The 16,123-nt window shown below is 75.5% G+C and carries 16 protein-coding genes; 5 read left to right on the top strand and 11 right to left on the bottom strand.

Translation table 11 applies throughout. From position 1 onward, the window contains the following. The first annotated feature begins 573 nt into the window (after positions 1-573). Positions 574-957 (top strand): VOC family protein, encoded by a 384-nt coding sequence (locus EBN88_RS13330; RefSeq protein WP_122184076.1) that lies wholly within the window; start codon positions 574-576, stop codon positions 955-957. 30 nt (positions 958-987) lie between these two features. On the opposite strand, the gene yczR is transcribed toward EBN88_RS13330, so the two are convergent. After that, positions 988-2,499 (bottom strand): MocR-like transcription factor YczR, encoded by a 1,512-nt coding sequence (gene yczR, locus EBN88_RS13335; RefSeq protein WP_122184077.1) that lies wholly within the window; start codon positions 2,497-2,499, stop codon positions 988-990. Between the two features lie 116 nt (positions 2,500-2,615). Here yczR and yczE point away from each other — a divergent pair, with 116 nt between their 5' ends. Together yczE and EBN88_RS13345 are read left to right on the top strand one after the other, a co-directional pair. Further along, positions 2,616-3,365: a membrane protein YczE gene (yczE, locus tag EBN88_RS13340; protein WP_233580641.1), complete on the top strand. Its 750-nt coding sequence runs from the start codon at positions 2,616-2,618 to the stop codon at positions 3,363-3,365. Positions 3,366-3,534: 169 nt separating this feature from the next. Then, positions 3,535-3,909: an RNA polymerase-binding protein RbpA gene (locus tag EBN88_RS13345; RefSeq protein ID WP_122184078.1), complete on the top strand. Its 375-nt coding sequence runs from the start codon at positions 3,535-3,537 to the stop codon at positions 3,907-3,909. Between the two features lie 104 nt (positions 3,910-4,013). On the opposite strand, the gene fxsA is transcribed toward EBN88_RS13345, so the two are convergent. The 5 genes from fxsA to EBN88_RS13370 form a co-directional block, all read right to left on the bottom strand. Beyond that, positions 4,014-4,628 (bottom strand): FxsA family membrane protein, encoded by a 615-nt coding sequence (gene fxsA / locus EBN88_RS13350; protein ID WP_122184079.1) that lies wholly within the window; start codon positions 4,626-4,628, stop codon positions 4,014-4,016. Beyond that, entirely contained in the window at positions 4,609-5,397 is a 789-nt protein-coding gene (locus tag EBN88_RS13355; RefSeq protein WP_122184080.1) for a polyprenol monophosphomannose synthase, read from the bottom strand. The genes fxsA and EBN88_RS13355 overlap by 20 nt, the downstream gene beginning before the upstream one ends. A 4-nt stretch (positions 5,398-5,401) precedes the next feature. Further along, positions 5,402-7,132 carry an apolipoprotein N-acyltransferase gene (gene lnt, locus EBN88_RS13360; protein WP_407703407.1) on the bottom strand — a complete coding sequence of 577 codons (1,731 nt, stop codon included), beginning with the start codon at positions 7,130-7,132 and terminating at the stop codon, positions 5,402-5,404. Between the two features lie 493 nt (positions 7,133-7,625). Continuing rightward, positions 7,626-9,263 carry an amidohydrolase gene (locus EBN88_RS13365; protein ID WP_122184082.1) on the bottom strand — a complete coding sequence of 546 codons (1,638 nt, stop codon included), beginning with the start codon at positions 9,261-9,263 and terminating at the stop codon, positions 7,626-7,628. A 71-nt stretch (positions 9,264-9,334) separates the two neighbouring features. Continuing rightward, complete coding sequence (locus tag EBN88_RS13370) at positions 9,335-9,778, bottom strand: Lrp/AsnC family transcriptional regulator (protein WP_122184083.1); 444 nt, start codon at positions 9,776-9,778, stop codon at positions 9,335-9,337. 221 nt (positions 9,779-9,999) lie between these two features. Here EBN88_RS13370 and EBN88_RS13375 point away from each other — a divergent pair, with 221 nt between their 5' ends. Continuing rightward, positions 10,000-10,401, top strand: coding sequence for a hypothetical protein (locus EBN88_RS13375; protein WP_233580642.1), 402 nt, complete (start codon positions 10,000-10,002; stop codon positions 10,399-10,401). A gap of 19 nt (positions 10,402-10,420) precedes the next feature. Here EBN88_RS13375 and EBN88_RS13380 read toward each other — a convergent pair whose 3' ends face one another. Together EBN88_RS13380 and EBN88_RS13385 are read right to left on the bottom strand one after the other, a co-directional pair. Continuing rightward, on the bottom strand, positions 10,421-11,635 hold the full coding sequence (locus EBN88_RS13380; RefSeq protein ID WP_407703408.1) for an acyl-CoA dehydrogenase family protein: 1,215 nt from the start codon (positions 11,633-11,635) through the stop codon (positions 10,421-10,423). Positions 11,636-11,767: 132 nt separating this feature from the next. Further along, positions 11,768-12,205: a cupin domain-containing protein gene (locus EBN88_RS13385; RefSeq protein ID WP_233580643.1), complete on the bottom strand. Its 438-nt coding sequence runs from the start codon at positions 12,203-12,205 to the stop codon at positions 11,768-11,770. A 311-nt stretch (positions 12,206-12,516) separates the two neighbouring features. Between EBN88_RS13385 and EBN88_RS13390 the strand changes: the two genes are divergently transcribed. Then, positions 12,517-13,002 (top strand): DUF6069 family protein, encoded by a 486-nt coding sequence (locus EBN88_RS13390; protein WP_122184085.1) that lies wholly within the window; start codon positions 12,517-12,519, stop codon positions 13,000-13,002. Between the two features lie 26 nt (positions 13,003-13,028). Here EBN88_RS13390 and EBN88_RS13395 read toward each other — a convergent pair whose 3' ends face one another. The 3 genes from EBN88_RS13395 to EBN88_RS13405 all read right to left on the bottom strand — a co-directional run bounded on the left by EBN88_RS13395 (position 13,029) and on the right by EBN88_RS13405 (position 16,053). Next, positions 13,029-13,649 (bottom strand): L-threonylcarbamoyladenylate synthase, encoded by a 621-nt coding sequence (locus tag EBN88_RS13395; protein ID WP_122184086.1) that lies wholly within the window; start codon positions 13,647-13,649, stop codon positions 13,029-13,031. Between the two features lie 272 nt (positions 13,650-13,921). Beyond that, entirely contained in the window at positions 13,922-14,869 is a 948-nt protein-coding gene (locus tag EBN88_RS13400; protein WP_122184087.1) for an aldo/keto reductase, read from the bottom strand. A gap of 116 nt (positions 14,870-14,985) precedes the next feature. Further along, positions 14,986-16,053 carry an enoyl-CoA hydratase/isomerase family protein gene (locus EBN88_RS13405; RefSeq protein WP_233580644.1) on the bottom strand — a complete coding sequence of 356 codons (1,068 nt, stop codon included), beginning with the start codon at positions 16,051-16,053 and terminating at the stop codon, positions 14,986-14,988. Between the last annotated feature and the right edge of the window lie 70 nt (positions 16,054-16,123).

Raw genomic sequence — 16,123 nt, forward strand, 5'->3', positions numbered from 1 at the left:
TGGCCTGCGGCCGGCGGCCTGCCAGGAGCGAGTGCCCAGGCTCGCGCCGGGGCGCGGCCGGCCTCCGGCCGGCATCGGGCAGGCGCCCAGCCGACGCCGGAACACCAGTTCCCCGCGCGCCGGGGCGCGGCGTCCATGTCGGCCGATCCCGAACGGACCGCCCCGCGCCGGAAGCGCGTTGCCCGATGCCGGCCGGAGACCGCATCGGAAGGCCGGTTCCCACGGACGGTGCCAACCCGCCCGGCTGACGCCCGGAGACCGCGCCGGCCGTTTGTGGTCGACCGGAGGCGCATGGCCCGCGTTCCGCCCGGGCCGCGCCGTTCCCCGACGGGTTCCCGGCGCGGGAACCGTCGCCCGCCCGGGGCGAACTGCCCCGGCCCGCGCCCCCGGCGCGACCGAGGCGCGGCGGCCTCCGGCAAGCCGGCCCGGCCAGGGCAGCGCCGGCCCGGCCAGGGCCCCGCGATGAGTTTCGGGCGCCGGGCCGGTCCTCCCTTCCAGCCTCGGAGGAGTCCGGCACAGGGCCCGGCCGAGGAGCGGAACAAGCGAACGGACCACCAGGGAGAGGCGAGGAGCATGGCAACGACAGCGGAGAACGCGAACGTCTCCGGGCTCGGAGTGGTGATCGGCGGCACCGATCCGGTGCGGCTCATCGAGTGGTACCGGGCGGCGTTGGAGCCGCTGGGGGCGCGCTGGGAGCGGCACATGCTGCTGGTCGGGCCCGGCGCCATCATCGGCTTCGACCAGCGGGACGACGTCTCCGAGCGGGCCGCCGAGCCCGGGCGGCAGTTGATCAACATCACCGTGCACGACATCCGCGCGGCCGAGGCGCACCTCAACTCCCTCGGCGTGACCTGGATTCGGCCGGTGGAGGAGGTGGGCGGCGGCTGGTACTTCTCGACGGTCGTCGACCCGGACGGCAACTACCTCCAGATCCTCCAGGGCCCCGACGCCTCCTGAGCCCCCGAGGTCCCCGAAGCCCCCGAGGGGTCAACTCGTGTAGCCGGCCGGCAGGTCCTGCTGTGGGGCCCCGTGGTGGGCGACCGTCTCGGCGGCCCTGGCCAGCCGGGCGGCCGCCTCGTCGGCGACCGGGCCGCGCACGGTGAACGGCAGCCGGACATAGCCCTCGAAGGCGCCGTCCACGCCGAAGCGCGGCCCGGAGGGGAGGCGGACCCCGCACCGTTCGCCGGCCTCGGCGATCCGGGAGCCGGAGAGCCCGCCGGTCCGCACCCACAGCGTCAGGCCGCCGGGCGGCACGGTGAACTCCCAGTCGGGCAGCCGTTCCCGCAGCGCCCGCACCAGGTCGGTCCGGCTGGCGCGGATCTCCTCCCGTCGCTGCGCCACGGCCTCCCGCCAGCCGCCCGAGGTCAACAGCCAGGTGACGGCGAGCTGTTCGAGGACGGGGCTGCCCAGGTCGGCGTAGGCGCGCCGGGAGATCAGGCCCCGGATCACCTCGGGCGCCGCGCGGACCCAGCCGATCCGCATCCCGGCCCAGATGGACTTGCTGGCGGAGCCGACGGTGATCACGCCCGCTCCCCCGTGGTCGAACGCGCTCATCGGGCGCGGCATCCCGCGTTCCACCTCCTCGTCGAGCGCGAGGTCGACCATGGTCTCGTCGACGACGAGGGTGACGCCGGCGGACCGGGCGGCGGCGACCAGCGCGCGGCGGTGTTCCTCGTCGGCGAGGGCGCCGGTCGGGTTGTGGAAGTCGGCGACGACATACGCCATGCGGGGCGCGGCCTCGGCGAACGTCCGCCGCCAGGCGGGCAGGTCCCAGCGCGGGGCGCCGTCGGCGCCCTCGGTCATGGCGACGGGGACGAGCCGTGCGCCGGTGTCCCGCATCAGCTGGAGGACGTTGGCGTAGGAGGGGTGTTCGACGGCGACCCGCTCGCCGGCGGCGAACATCCGGCACAGCGCGGCCATCGCGCCCATGGCTCCGGTGGTGACCATGATCTGCTCGGGCATGGTGGGCACCCCGCGCGCCGTGTAGCGGTCGGCGAGGGCGCGGCGCAGCGCGGGCAGGCCGGCCGGGAAGTCGCCGTGGGTGGCGGCGGCGGGCGGGAGTTCGGCGAGCGCGGCCTGGCAGGCGCGGGTCAGCCAGGGTTCGGGCGCGGGCAGCGCGGCACAGCCGAGGTCGATCATGGAGCCGACGGCCTCCGGCGGCAGCGGTTCGAGTCCGCGCGCGGGCAGCGGCCGGCCGGCGGGGACGGACGTCCAACTGCCGGCGCCGCGCCGGGACTCCAGGAAGCCCTCGCCGCGCAGCGCGTCGAAGGCGGCGGCGACCGTCGTCCTGCTGACGGCGAGGGCGCCGGCCAGTTCGCGTTCGGCCGGGAGCCGCGCGCCGACCGGGACGCGCCCCTCCAGCACCAGCAGGCGCACGCCGTCGGCGAGCGCGCGGTAGGCGGGGACCTTCCGCGCGCCCGGCGCGCGCCCGTAGCCGTCCTGGGAGTTGAGCAGCCGCGCCAGTTGGCCCGTTCCGACCGTCGAGGTCCACTCGGCCATGAAAATCGGTCCACCTTCCCCGAATTGGACGTGTCAATGGCCCGGGATCAGGCCGGAGGGTACCCCCGTACCAGTCCAATTCAAGCACCATCGCGATCCAAGGGGGACTCCCGCTCATGCGCCGGATGTCACACCGCCTGGTCAGGCTCTATGTCGGCCTGCTGCTCTACGGCGCGAGCGCCGGCCTGCTGGTGCGGGCCGGTCTCGGACTCGACCCGTGGGACGTGTTCCACCAGGGGGTGAGCGAGCACACCGGGCTGTCGATCGGCCTGGTGGTCAACATCACAGGCGCGCTGGTGCTGTTGCTCTGGTGGCCGATGCGGGAGCGCCCGGGTCTTGGCACGCTCTCCAACGTGCTGCTGGTGGGCCTCGCGATCGACGCGACGATGGCCCTGGTGCCGGAGGTGGAACCGGTGGCCGCCCAGGCGCCGCTGATGCTGGGCGCGGTGGCGCTCAACGGGCTGGCCACCGGCCTGTACATTTCGGCGCGCTTCGGGCCCGGCCCCAGGGACGGGCTGATGACGGGGCTGGCCCGGGTCACCGGGCGTTCGATCCGGCTGGTGCGGACCGGGATCGAGGCGTCGGTGCTGCTGGCCGGCGTGCTGCTGGGCGGAACGGCCGGGGTGGGAACGGTGGTCTACGCCCTGGCGATCGGGCCGCTGGCGCAGTTCTTCCTGCGGGTGCTGGCACCCCAGGAGGACACGGCCGAGGGCACGGCAGAGGACACGGCCGAGGAAGGCGCCGACACGCGGCCCGGGGCCGGGTCCGGAATGGATTTCGAAGACCGAGGAAGGCGGGGTATTCTACGCCCTTGGTCCCGCCGGATGGACCGTGACCACGAGCCATCCTCTGTGGACGCCGGGTGACATCCCCTCTCAGATGTGACAAACCGGGCGGCGGTGGGTACAAGAAGGGGCGGTACGACGGGCGACGTATGACCTACAACGGGAATCTTCACCGCCGACCGGACGTTGACCTGATTGATGATGACAGCGACACCTGTCCTGTGGGCGACCAGCCCGGGAGGCACGATTCATGAGTGAGCGAGCTCTGCGCGGCACGCGGCTCGTGGTGACCAGCTACGAGACGGACCGTGGTATCGACCTCGCGCCGCGTCAGGCGGTGGAGTACCAATGCCAGAACGGGCATCGGTTCGAGATGCCGTTCTCGGTGGAGGCCGAGATCCCTCCGGAGTGGGAGTGCAAGGTCTGCGGCTCCCAGGCCCTGCTGGTGGACGGCGAGGGGCCCGAGGAGAAGAAGGGTAAGCCCGCGCGGACGCACTGGGACATGCTGATGGAGCGGCGTACCCGCGAGGAGTTGGAAGAAGTGCTGGCCGAACGGCTGGCGGTGCTGCGTTCGGGCGCGATGAACATCGCGGTCCACCCCAGGGACAGCCGCAAGACCGCGTGACGGGCGCCCTCGCCGGGCCCCCGTCCAGGGACGCGGAAGGCCCGGATCGCCGAGAGGTGATCCGGGCCTTCGTGCTGCCGTGAAGGCGGTTCGGGGAGCGCGGCTCAGGGGCGGCGGGGGCCTTGGGGGCCCTCACCCTCGCCACGCTCGTCGGGCCGTTCGGCGCCCGGCTCGTCCTCGTCGCGGATGACCTCGCCCCGGACGATCCGTTCGTCGTCGCCCGGGCGCCGCATCCGCCGGTGCGCCTCGCCGGCCGCCCGGAACGCGGGCCCCGCCGGCCACGTGTAGCGCTCCAGGGCCCGTCCCGCCGCGCGGCGCATCAGCCGGGCGGTGGGCGGGAAGAGGCAGGCCAGCCCGACGACGTCGGACAGCAGCCCGGGCACCATCAGCAGCAGGCCGCCCAGCATGGTGAGCACCCCGCCGCCGGTGGGCTGGGCGCCCGGCTCGGCCGTGCCCCTGGCCTGGGCGGCCAGCCGCTGCCAGGCGCGGCGGCCGGCGTGCCGGATCACCAGCGCGCCGGCGACCACCCCAGCGGCCAGCACCAGGAAGACGGTGAGCCCGCCGGCGGCGTGGCCCAGCATGATCAGCAGCCAGATCTCCAGCAGGGCCCACGCGGCCACCGCCAGCGGCAGCAGCGCCAGAGGGCCACGGCGTCGCCGGACCGCGCGGGTCGCGCCCGTGCGCCGGCCCCGGTACGGGTCAGGACTCCCGGATGTCATGGTGCAAGTGTGCCTGGCGTCCGGGGAATCTACCGAGTCGGGCGGCGACACCCCAGGCCGTCACCCGCCACAGCGCCTCGATCACGATGTCCCGGCTCATCTTGCTGTTGCCGTGGGCGCGTTCCACGAAGGTGATCGGCACCTCGACCACCCGGTGGCCGGCCCGGATCGCCCGGTGGGCGAGGTCCACCTGGAAGCAGTACCCCTGCGAGGCGACGTCGCGCAGCAGCGCCCCGTCCAGCACCCGGGCCCGGAAGGCGCGGTAGCCGCCGGTGACGTCCCTGATCGGCAGCCCGAGCACCCGCCGGGAGTAGGCGCTGCCGCCCCGGGAGAGCAGCTGGCGGTAGCGCGGCCAGTTGACGATCCGGCCGCCGGGCACCCAGCGGGAGCCGAGCACCACGTCGGCCGTCGCCAGGGCGGTCAGCAGCCGGTGCAGCTCCTCCGGCTGGTGGGAGCCGTCGCCGTCCATCTCGACGAGGACCCCGTAGCCGCGTTCCAGGCCCCAGCGGAAGCCGGCCAGATAGGCGGCGCCCAGGCCCTCCTTGCCCGCCCGGTGCAGCACGTGGACGCCCGGGTCGGCGGCGGCCAGCTCGTCGGCGAGCTGGCCCGTTCCGTCGGGGCTGTCGTCGTCGGCGACCAGCACGTCGCAGTCGGGCATGACCGTCCGCAGCCGCTTCACCAGCGGCGGCAGGTTGTCCGCCTCGTTGTAGGTCGGGATGATCACTAGGACCCGGCCCAGCGGCGGGAAGTCCCGCGCGCCGTCCCTCACCCGTTCACTCCTTCCGCTCTCCCGCCCCGTCCTCGCCGCCGGACTCCGGGCCGGCCTGCGCGGCCGCCCCGCGCCGGGCCAGCCGGGGGCCCAGGCCCGTCCAGGCCCAGGCCAGCAGGCCGCCGAAGGCCAGCGCCCACTCGGGCGCGGCGCCGACGCGGTCGGCCACGGTCCGCCCGTCGCGCAGCGGCAGTTCGGTGCTCAGCACGTCCTGGGTGAACTCCTCGGTGCGCTGCTCTATCGACCCGTCGGGCCTGACCACCGCGCTGATCCCGCTGGTCGCCACGGTGACGACGGCCCGGCCGTGCTCGACGGCGCGCAGCTGGGACATGGCCAGCTGCTGCTCGGGCTGGCCGGTGTTGCCGTAGGTGGCGTTGTTGGTCTGCACGACCAGCGCGCGGGCGCCCTCGTTGACCGTGTCCCTGACGATGCCGTCGTAGGCCACCTCGAAGCAGATCACGTCGCCCAGCCGGGCCGGGCCGACGTCCAGCACGCCGGAGCGCTCGCCCGGCCAGAAGTCGCGCGGCACCCGTTCCAGGCGGGAGATCAGCACGCTCAGCTGGTCGCGGAACGGCACGTACTCGCCGAAGGGGACGGGGTGTTGCTTGGTGTAGGAGTCGCCGGGGCCGGTCTCGGGGTCCCAGACGATGCCCTGGTTCTCGACGTAGCCCTCCTCGGTGGGGTGGTCGACCAGGGCGCCCACCAGGATCGGCACGCCGACGGTCCGGGCCGCGCGGTCGATCGCGGCGTACGCCTCGGGGCGGCGGTACGGGTCGAGGTCGGAGGCGTTCTCCGGCCACAGCACCAGGTCGGGGCGCTCGACGCGGCCGGCGGCCACGTCGTCGGCCAACTGGAGGGTGGCGTCGACGTGGTTGTTGAGGATCATCATCGGGCGGCCGAGGAAGTCCATGCCGGCCTGCTGGACGTTGCCCTGCACGATGGCGACCGAGACGGTGTCGTTGGCACCGGTCGGCACCGGCACCGCGTAGCCGGAGGCGCCGACGGCGACCGCCAGGCCCGCGCCGCCGAGCGCCGGCAGCGCCGCGCGGCCGGCGAGCAGCCCGGCGCGGTGCAGGTGCCACAGCCGCAGCCCGGCCCAGGCCAGCAGCGCGCCGGTGAACGCCACGGCGAACGTGACCAGCGGGGCGCCGCCGAGGGCGGCCAGCGGGGTGAACGGGGTGCTGGTGTTGGCGAACGCGAGCCGCCCCCAGGGGAAGCCGCCGAACGGGACGCGGTCCCTGGCCCACTCCTGCGCGACCCACAGGCAGGCCGCCCACAGCGGCCAGGCGCGCATCCGGGCGGTGGCGGCGAGGCCGGCGCCCATCGGGACGAGGAACAGCGCCTCGATGACGGCGAGTCCGACGGTGGCGTCCCAGCCGATGACGCGCAGCCAGCTGAGCAGCCCGAGGAAGAACGGGAAGCCGAGCGCGAAGCCGAGCCAGCCGCCCCTGCGGGCGCTGCGGCCCCGGGTCAGCAGCGAGAGCGCGGCGACGGCCAGCAGCGAGGCCGGCCAGATGTCGTAGGGCGGGAACGCCGGCACCAGCGCCAGGCCGGCGAGCGCGGCCAGCACGGTGGCGGGCCAGTCGTGCCGCAGGGCGGCGAGCAGCCGGCGCGGCCAGCGGGGGCGGCGCTCCGGCGGAGTGGGCACGCGGTCGGCCGGCCCTTCGGGCGCGGTCGCGCGCGGGCGCCGGTCGTCGGACTCGTCCCTGGTGGTCGTCTCTGGGCCCGATAGCACCACGGTCGTGGCCTCTCTTCGGAGCGGGGCGATGATGAACGACCGTACCCCGAACGAGGGAGTGCGCGGTCACACGGGCCGCTCGACCAGCCTGCGGACCGGAGCCCGGCGCCCTTCGGTCCGACCCGGGACCCGCTGGCTGCGGGTCAACCGAAGGCCGTTGTCTACTGAGCGTCCGGGCCCCGCCCGGGTCGCACCTGCCGACCGGGCGAAACCTCCCGCCCCCGTGCCGCGGACACTGGACCTGGCTCCCGGTGGCGGAGCGCCGGGATGGCGCCCGCCCTCTGGCCCAGCAGCGTTCGACGGCTGCGTGAAGGAGCGCCGGTCGGACGTCCTGTGGTGGACCCGGCCGAACCTACCCCCGGACGCCCGCCCGGTGTCAACACTGGTCTGACCTGGGCATTCTGGTCAAAGCGGCAGGTCAGTGCGGAGCGGGGGCGCGGTGGTGGACGCGGCGCTAGCCGTCGTTCGGCGGTATCGGCCGGCGCCGGTCTCACTCGTTCAGCCGGTCGTACACGACCTGCCCGTCGACCACGGTGCGCAGGCAGCGGGGCAGCGGGGTGCCGGGGGCGAGGTCGGGCAGTCCAGGGGTGCCGGAGCGGGGGTCGGTTGACCAGCGGGCGACGCGGTCGTCGGGGGTCTGGACGAGGAGTTCGCCGGTCTGCCAGACGGCGTAGTCGGCGGGCGCGCCGGGCACCAGGACGCCGGCGTCGTCGCGGCCGACGGCGCGCCAGCCGCCCCGGGTGTGGGCGGCGAAGGCGGCGCGCACCGAGATCCGGTGGTCGGGGGTGTGGTGGTGGGCGGCGGCGCGGATGGCGCCCCAGGGGTCGAGCGGGGTGACCGGGGCGTCGGAGCCGAACGCGAGCGGCACCCCGGCGCGGGCCAGCGCGGCGAACGGGTTGAGCGCGGCGGCCCGTTCGGCGCCGAGGCGGGCGGCGTACATGCCGTCGGGCCCGCCCCAGGCGGCGTCGAACGCGGGCTGGACGCAGGCGACGAGGCCGAGGGCGGCCAGCTCGGCGACCAGTTCCTGGTCGAGCAGCTCGGCGTGTTCGACGCGGTGGCGCAGGGCGCGGACGCGTGCGACGCCGACGCGGGTGGCGGCGGCGCGGACGCCGCGCGTCACGGCGGTGACGGCGGCGTCGCCGATGGCGTGGAAGCCGGCCTGGAGGCCGGCCTCGGTGCACAGGGCGACATGGGTGGCGATCTGGTCCTCGGTGAGGTGGGCCAAGCCGGTGCCGGGCGCGTCGGCGTAGGGCTCGCGGAGGTGGGCGGTGTGGGAGCCGAGGGAGCCGTCGGCGAAGAGGTCGCCGGCGGCGCCGGCGGCGCCCAACTCGGCGATGCGCTGGGCGTCCTTGGGGTCGGTGACCAGCTCGGCCCAGTAGCCGAAGACGCGGGGGCCCGGCTCGGCGGCGGCGAGGGCGAGGAGCGAGGTCAGGTCGTCCTCGCTGGAGATCTCGGGGCCGCCGCACTCGTGGAGCGCGCCGATGCCGAGGCTGGCGGCGTGGGCGCGGGTGGCGCGCTGGGCCTCGGCGCGGCGGGCCGGGGTGAGGTCGCCGAACGCGTGGGCGCGGACCGCGTGGTGGGCGTCGCCGGTGAGCGGCCGGTCGGGGGACCAGCCGGGGAGGTCGGCGACGCCGGGAACGCGGGCGAGGAGCGCGGTGGTGGCCAGCGCCGAGTGGACGTCGACACGGGAGAGGTAGAGCGGGCGGCCGCCGGCGGCCTCGTCGAGTTCGGCGACGGTGGGAGGCCGGCGCTCGGGCCAGCGGGCGGAGTCCCAGCCGTGGCCGAGCAGGACCTCGCCGGCGGGGCGGGCGGCGGCGAAGGCGCGGATCGCGTCGAGCGCGGCGGCGAGGCTGGGCGCGGCGGTCAGGTCGAGGCCGGTGAGCGCCAGGCCGGTGGCGGTGGTGTGCACATGCGCGTCGGTGAACGCCGGGGTGACCAGGGCGCCGTCGAGGTCGACGGTGTGGTCGGCGGTGTCGGCCAGGGCGTCGGCCGCCGCCTCGGAGCCGAGCCAGGCGACGCGGTCACCGGTGACCAGCAGGGCGGTGGCGAAGGGGTCGGCCGGGCTGTGGATCTCGCCCCGCCGCAGCAGCGTGGAAGGTGCCGTGACGGGGGTGGTGCGTCGGGTCATGGCGCACAGTCTCCCGCCCGGCGGGGGGCGCGGGGCGCGGCGGGGTCGGCTCCCGGGCGGGCGGGGCGCGTTCAGATCCTGGGCGGGCGGGACTCGTAGGGGGTGGAGAGGACGACGGTGGTGCGGGTGGAGACGCCGGCGAGGGAGCGGATTCTGGCCAGCAGGTGCTCCAGCTCGGCCGGGGTGGCGACCCTGACCTTGAGGATGTAGCTCTCGTCGCCGGCGACGCTGTGGCAGGCCTCGATCTCGGGGACCTCGGCGAGCCGCTCGGCGGTGTCGTCGGGGGCGCTGGGGTCGAACGGCTTGACGGAGATGAACGCGGTCAACGGCAGCCCTATGACGTCCGGGTCGACGATGGCCGCGTATCCCCGGATGACGCCGCGCTGTTCGAGTCGGCGGACCCGCTGGTGGACGGCGGAGGTGGACAGGCCGGTGGCCTTGCCGAGGTCGGTGTAGCTCATCCGCCCGTCCCTGACGAGCAGTTCCACGATGCGCCGGTCGAGGGGGTCCTCCAAGTCACTCACGACTCCGTAACCTACCCGCACCGTGGGCGGTCCTGCCGTCGCTTTCCGCACGTTGCTCGCGCGCGGGGGCGGCGACGGCACATCCGTTCGTCGCCGGGCTGTGACCAAGACCACAGGGCCGGCCCGGGGGCGGGGTGCGGCGGGTGATTATCCGTCGATCGGCGCGGGCAGCTCTTGCAGTGGTCACCGCATGTGCCATCCAAGGGGGATTTATGCCCACTGTTGAACGACCCCGGCGCGCCGAAGCGGACGAGGAACGACTCTCCGGAACGGCCGCCGCCCCGCTCGACGAGACCCTCGACGAGCGGGACCTGTCCGACGCCGAGGTGGCGCGCGCGGTCTGCCCCGAGTGCTCGCGTTCGGTCGCGCTGGACGCGGCGGACGCGCCGCTGCCGTCGCACGCCCTGGTCGCCACCCCCTGGCAGCCGTTCGGGCTGACGGTCTGTCCCGGCTCGGGCCGGGAGCCGGCCGGGTCCGGCTGGGCGCTGACCTGGACGCGGCCGGCGGGCGGCGAGCCGCTCACGCTGGCGACGCTGCCGGAGGGGCTCGACTGGCGGCTCCAGCCGTTCTCCCACGCCTCGGGGCCGGCGCCGGCCCTGCGGCAGGCCGCCTGAGCCGGCGCTCGGACCTGGCTCAGCCGGCGTCAGCCGGGGCGGCGTTCCTCAGCAACTCCCGTGAGATGACCAGGCGTTGGATCTGGTTGGTGCCCTCCACGATCTGGAGCACCTTGGCCTCCCGCAGATAGCGCTCGGCCGGGTGGTCGGCGCTGTATCCGTAGCCGCCCATCAGCTGGACGGCGTCCACGGTGACCCGCATCGCGGTGTCGGTGCAGAACAGCTTGGCCATGGCGGCCTCGGCGGTGAACGGACGCCCCGCGTCCTTCAGTCGGGCGGCCGCCAGGCACAGCGCGCGGCCGGCCTCGATCCCGGTGGCCAGCTCGGCCAGCAGGAAGCGGGTGCCCTGGAAGTCGGCGACCGGGCGGCCGAACTGCCGCCTCCTGGCGACGAACGCGAGCGCCTCCTCCAGCGCGGCCCTGGCCAGGCCGACGGCGCAGGCGGCGATGCCGAGCCGGCCGGCGTCCAGCGCGGCCAGCGCGATGGGCAGGCCGCGCCCCGGCGCGCCGAGCCGGCGCTCGTCGGGCACCCGCACGCCGTCGAGGTGCAGCTGGGCGGTGGGCGATCCGGCCATGCCCATCTTCCGCTCGGGCGGGGCGGCGGTCAGGCCCGGCGCGTCGCCCGGCACCAGGAACGCGCTGATGCCGCCGGGCCCGTCCTCGCCGGTGCGGGCGAAGACGGTGTAGAAGTCGGCGATCCCGCCGTGGGTGATCCACGCCTTGGTGCCGTTGATCACCCAGTCGTCCCCGTCCCGCGTGGCGCGGGTGCGCAGGCTCGCGGCGTCGGAGCCGGCGGTGGGCTCGGAGAGGCAGTAGCCGCCGAGCAGTTCGCCGCCGAGCATCCCGGGCAGCCAGCGTTCGCGTTGCCGCGCGTCGCCGAAGCTGGCGAGCGCGTGGCAGGCCAGGGTGTGCACGCTGACGCCGAGGCCGACGGTGAGCCGGGCGGCGGCCAGCTCCTCCAACACCCGCAGATACACCTCGTAGGGTTGGTCGCCCCCGCCGTGCTCGCCGGGGTAGGGCAGGCCGAGCAGCCCCAGTTGGGACAGGAGCGCGAACGTCGCGCGGGGGAAGACGCCGGCGGCCTCCTCCTCGGCGGCGGCCGGGCGGATCTCGCGGTCCGCCACCCGGCGGGCGAGGGCGAGGAGTTCGTCCACCTCGTCGCCCGGGGCGGCGGGACGGGTGGGGCGGGGCGGGGTGGCGGACGTCGGGGAGGGCGTGGACGGCATGGTGTTCATCGTTTCTCCTGGGTGGCGGGCGAGGGTGGCCCGCGAGGCCGCGCGCCCGGGGGTTCGCCCCGGGCGCACGGGTGACGTGTGGGTGGTGCCGGTGGTGCTCGGCAGTGAACCAGCGTTCGGCCGGCTGGTCGACTACTCGGGGCAGCCGGGGTTCTCGGCGGGGACGGACAGCGGCGCGCCCTGCGGCACGACATAGGTGGCGTAGAGGACGACGGGCTCGCTGCCGAGGTTGCGGCCGTTGTGCACATGGCCCTCGCCGTGCGGCTCGACCAGGGCGTCGCCGGGTCCCGAGACCTCGACGGCGCAGCCGTCCAGGGTCCTGGTCAGGGTGCCGGACTCGACCACGCCCAGCAGCGGACCGTGGTGGTAGTGCCAGCCGGTCTCGCCGCCCGGCGGGATGGTGATCACCCGCTGCACCACATCCGTGGGGCCCTCGGCCTCGATGCGCACGCCGTCGGGCGCGAAGCCCTCGGTCAGGGGCTCCACGACCGGCTCCCCGCCACCGGCGGCCGAGCCCACCGCCGACGACGGCAGCGCGGCCAGCGCCAGCGTCCCGACGAGCGCCGTCACCACCGCGCCCCACCGCCGGGCGCGCCCGCCCGGCGGACGACGCCCCGACAATCCGTCACCTATGCGCGCCAACACGACTGTTACGCCTCCCCGGCTTCCATGGCCAACGGTGCGACGGCCAACGACGACCTGCCAGGCGATCATGCCCCGCCGACCGGCGCGGCAAAGACCCCGGGCACGCCGGCGGGAGAACCCGCGAAAACTCGACGACCGCGCGGCGATGAGTCGGGCCGGTCGCCGTGGTCTGCCCTGTGAGACCCACCAACGGACCACAACGCCCGGGCGAGCCGGGCCACTTCGAAGGAGCCCCCATGAGCGTCGTTTCCTCGTCCAAGACCTCCCCCGCCCCGGCCGCCTCGCGGGCGGCCGTTCCGGCCGGCCCCGTTGACCGCCTCGTCCGCCGCCCCGTGTGGCAGGTCGGCGCGGTGGCCGTGGTGGCCGGCGCGGCGCTGACGGAGGGCTTCGCGCTGGCCGCGCGGGGCCTGGGCGTCTCGATGCTGGCCGCAACCGGCGGCCAGGAGCCCGCCGAGATACCGGTCGGCGGCTTCGCCACGGCCGTGCTGGCCTGCGCCACGCTCGGCGTGCTGCTGGCGCTGGTGCTGGCGCGCTTCAGGCGCCGCCCGGCCCGGATCTTCGCGGCGACGACGGGCGTCCTGACGGCGCTCTCGCTGGTGCCGCCGTTCCTCACCACGGACACCGCGACCTCGACGCGGCTCGTGCTGGCCGTGGCGCATCTGGTGGCCGCCGCCGTGGTCGTTCCGCCGCTGACCCGGCGGCTGGCGCTGGTCCGGCGGTAACCGGCGGTGGGGCGCCCGCGCCCGACCTACTCGAAGCGCGCGGGGTCGCCGGCGCCCCGGCGCACGATCTCGGCGGTGCCCTCGGAGAAGTCGACGACGGTGGTCGGCTCGGTGCCGCAGTCGCCGGAGTCGAGGACGGCGTCCACCACGTGGTCGAGGCGTTCCTTGATCTCCCAGCCCTGGGTCAGCGGCTCCTCCTGGTCGGGCAGCAGCAGCGTGGAGGAGAGCAGCGGTTCGTCCAGCTCCGCCAGGAGCGCCTGGACGACGGGGTGTTCGGGGACGCGCACGCCGACGGTGCGGCGCTTGGGGTGGAGCACCCGGCGCGGGGCCTCCTTGGAGGCCGGCAGGATGAACGTGTAACTCCCGGGCGTGGCCGCCCTGATGGCGCGGAAGGGCGCGTTGTCGAGCCGCACGAACTGGCCGAGCTGGGTGAGGTCGCGGCAGACCAGGGTGAAGTGGTGGCGGCTGTCGAGCTGGCGGATGGCCCGGATGCGGTCGAGGCCCTCGCTGTTGCCGGGACGGCAGCCGAGCGCGAAGCAGGAGTCCGTCGGGTAGACGATCAGTCCGTCCTCGCTCAGGATCTGGACCGCCTGGGTGATCACGCGACGCTGCGGGTTCTCCGGGTGGACATCAAGGTATCTCGCCATGCCGAGAGCTTAGGCCGTGTCCGTGAAGTCTCGCCGGGCCCGCGACGCCATACGCGGCACCTCGCCGCGTTGCCGCATCGCGCGAACACGGCCAGGTATGAGCTGCGATCCGGCGCCTTGCGACGCACCGCGTCCAACGCCGCGGTCTGATCCGACGAGACTTCACGGACACGACCTCACAGGGCAATACACCCCTCCCTTCCGGGTCTCCGTGGGACCGCCCGCCGCGCCCGGCACGGCGGGCGCCCGCACCCCGCCCCGCGGCGCGTCGGTCACGCGGCCTCGTCGAGCAGGGCGCGGTGCTCGGCGGGCAGCCCCAGGGCCGCGCCGGCCAGCGCCTCGTCCAGCTGCTCGGGCCGGCTGACGCCGACGATCGGGGTGATCGGCGGGGTGCCGCCGGTGAGCCACGCGAGGACCACCTGGTTCGCGCTGACGCCCAGCTCGTCGGCGACCCGGGCGAGCGCGGCCGAGCGGCGGTCGTTGCCCGGATGGTGGTACGCCTCGGCGAGGGTCCGCTCGGGCCGGGTGTAGTGGCCGCCGAGCAGCGTGGTGTAGGCCCAGAGGGTCAACTCCGGGTCGCTGGCCACATAGTCCAGGGTCTCCTCGGTGACCCAGCCGAAGCGGTGCCCCTGGTCGGGCACGGGCGCCCCGGGTCGTGGCCTGAGGTAGGAGTGGCGCAGCTGGAGCGCGGTGTAGCCGGGCCAGCCGCGCCGCGCGGCGGCGTTCCTGGCGCGCTCCACGCGCCACAGCGCGTGGTTGGAGGCGCCCAGCCGCGCGACGGTGCCGGCCGCCACCAGGTCGGCGAACGCCCCCACGGTCTCGGCGAGTTCGACGCTCCGGTCCTCCATGTGCGCCCAGTACAGGTCGATCCGGTCGGTGCCCAGCCGCCGCAGGCTGCCGGCCACGGCCTCGGCGACGGCCCGGGCCGCGAGGCCCCGCCGGTTGGCGGGCCACTCGCCGGCATCGCCGGGCTCGGCGCCGACCTTGGTGGAGAGCAGGACGCGTTCCCTGGCGCCCGGGCGGCGGGCGAGCCAGCGGCCGATGACCGTCTCGCTGGCCCCGCCGTGGCCGGTGGGGTCGGCCCAGAAGCTGTAGCAGTCGGCGGTGTCGAGCCAGGAGCCGCCGGCGTCCAGGTAGCGGTCCAGCAGGTCGAACGCCGTCGCCTCGGGGACGGTGGTGCCGAAGTGCATCGTGCCGAGCGCGAGCCTGATCGCGGCCATGTCGCCTCATCTCCCCGGTCGTTCCCGTGTCTCCGGGCCCTTCGGGGCCCGGCGGGTGCCAGCATCGGCGCTGGAGGGCACTCCAGGGCAAGCGGCAGCGGAACGAGGGCGGGCGGTCATTGGGAATCGGTGAGGCCCAGGCCCTCGCCGTGTTCGGGGCCGGCGAGGTAGCGGGCGACGTCGGCCGCGCCGACCTCGGCCAGGGTGGCGGGCCGCCAGCGCGGGTTCCGGTCCTTGTCGACGACCTGGGCGCGGACGCCCTCCGCCAGGTCCGGGCTGGCCAGCAGCGCCCGGGAGGTCCGGTACTCCCCCTCCAGCGCCTCCTCCAGGCCGCCGAGCCGGCGGGCGCGGCGAACGGCGGCCAGGGTGACCTTGAGCGAGGTCGGCGAGCGGGTCGCCAGGGTGGCGGCGGCCCGTTGGGCGGCGGGTTCGGGGCGGGCGGCCAGCCGGGCGAGGATCTCCTCGACGGTGTCGGCGGCGTAGCAGGCGTCGATCCAGGGCCGCGCGGCGGCGAGTTCGCCGGGCGGGACGGGGCCGGCGTGGGCGGCGACCGCCTCGGCGGCCGGCGTGTGGGCGAGGTCGGCGAGCAGCGCGGGCAGCGCGTGCGCCTCGGCGAAGTGGTCGGCGAAGCCGCAGTGCACGGCGTCGCCGGCCGTCATCTCGCCGCCGGTGAGCGCCAGATGGGTACCCAGCTCGCCGGGCGCACGGGCCAGCAGCCAGGTGCCGCCGACGTCGGGCGCGAAGCCGATGCCGGTCTCGGGCATGGCGACGCGGGAGCGTTCGGTGACCACCCGCAGGGTGCCGTGGGCGGAGAGGCCGACCCCGCCGCCCATCACGATGCCGTCCATCAGCGCCACATACGGCTTGGGGAAGCGGGCGATCAGGGCGTTGAGCCGGTACTCGTCGCGCCAGAACGCGGCGGAGGCGGCGCCCGCGTCGGCCGTGCCCGAGGTGGCGTCGGCGTGGATGGCGCGGATGTCGCCGCCGGCGCACAGGCCGCGTTCTCCGGCGCCGGCGATGGCCACCGTGGCGACGTCGGGGTCGGCCGCCCAGGCGCGGAGGGTGGCGGTCAGGACGCGCACCATCGGGTGGTTGAGTGCGTTGAGCGCGCGGGGCCGGTTGAGGGTGAGCAGGCCGAGCCGGCCCGCCCTGGACGTCAGCACCTCGGGCTCCTCGGTCGTCACGCTCGCGTCCTTCCCCTCGTTCCGCCGGCCCCGCTCTCCGGGGCCGGTCGACGCGACGAGCCTACGGCGG

The organism is Streptomyces triticirhizae (assembly GCF_003696235.1).
Taxonomy (GTDB): Bacteria; Actinomycetota; Actinomycetes; order Streptomycetales; family Streptomycetaceae; genus Streptomyces; species Streptomyces triticirhizae.

Bases quoted from the DNA above. Each gene is read 5' to 3' on its own strand.
- EBN88_RS13330 (WP_122184076.1), top strand. From the start codon at position 574: ATGGCAACGACAGCGGAGAACGCGAACGTCTCCGGGCTCGGAGTGGTG.
- yczR (WP_122184077.1), bottom strand. From the start codon at position 2,499: ATGGCCGAGTGGACCTCGACGGTCGGAACGGGCCAACTGGCGCGGCTG.
- yczE (WP_233580641.1), top strand. From the start codon at position 2,616: ATGCGCCGGATGTCACACCGCCTGGTCAGGCTCTATGTCGGCCTGCTG.
- EBN88_RS13345 (WP_122184078.1), top strand. From the start codon at position 3,535: ATGAGTGAGCGAGCTCTGCGCGGCACGCGGCTCGTGGTGACCAGCTAC.
- fxsA (WP_122184079.1), bottom strand. From the start codon at position 4,628: ATGACATCCGGGAGTCCTGACCCGTACCGGGGCCGGCGCACGGGCGCG.
- EBN88_RS13365 (WP_122184082.1), bottom strand. From the start codon at position 9,263: ATGACCCGACGCACCACCCCCGTCACGGCACCTTCCACGCTGCTGCGG.
- EBN88_RS13375 (WP_233580642.1), top strand. From the start codon at position 10,000: ATGCCCACTGTTGAACGACCCCGGCGCGCCGAAGCGGACGAGGAACGA.
- EBN88_RS13380 (WP_407703408.1), bottom strand. From the start codon at position 11,635: ATGAACACCATGCCGTCCACGCCCTCCCCGACGTCCGCCACCCCGCCC.
- EBN88_RS13390 (WP_122184085.1), top strand. From the start codon at position 12,517: ATGAGCGTCGTTTCCTCGTCCAAGACCTCCCCCGCCCCGGCCGCCTCG.
- EBN88_RS13395 (WP_122184086.1), bottom strand. From the start codon at position 13,649: ATGGCGAGATACCTTGATGTCCACCCGGAGAACCCGCAGCGTCGCGTG.
- EBN88_RS13400 (WP_122184087.1), bottom strand. From the start codon at position 14,869: ATGGCCGCGATCAGGCTCGCGCTCGGCACGATGCACTTCGGCACCACC.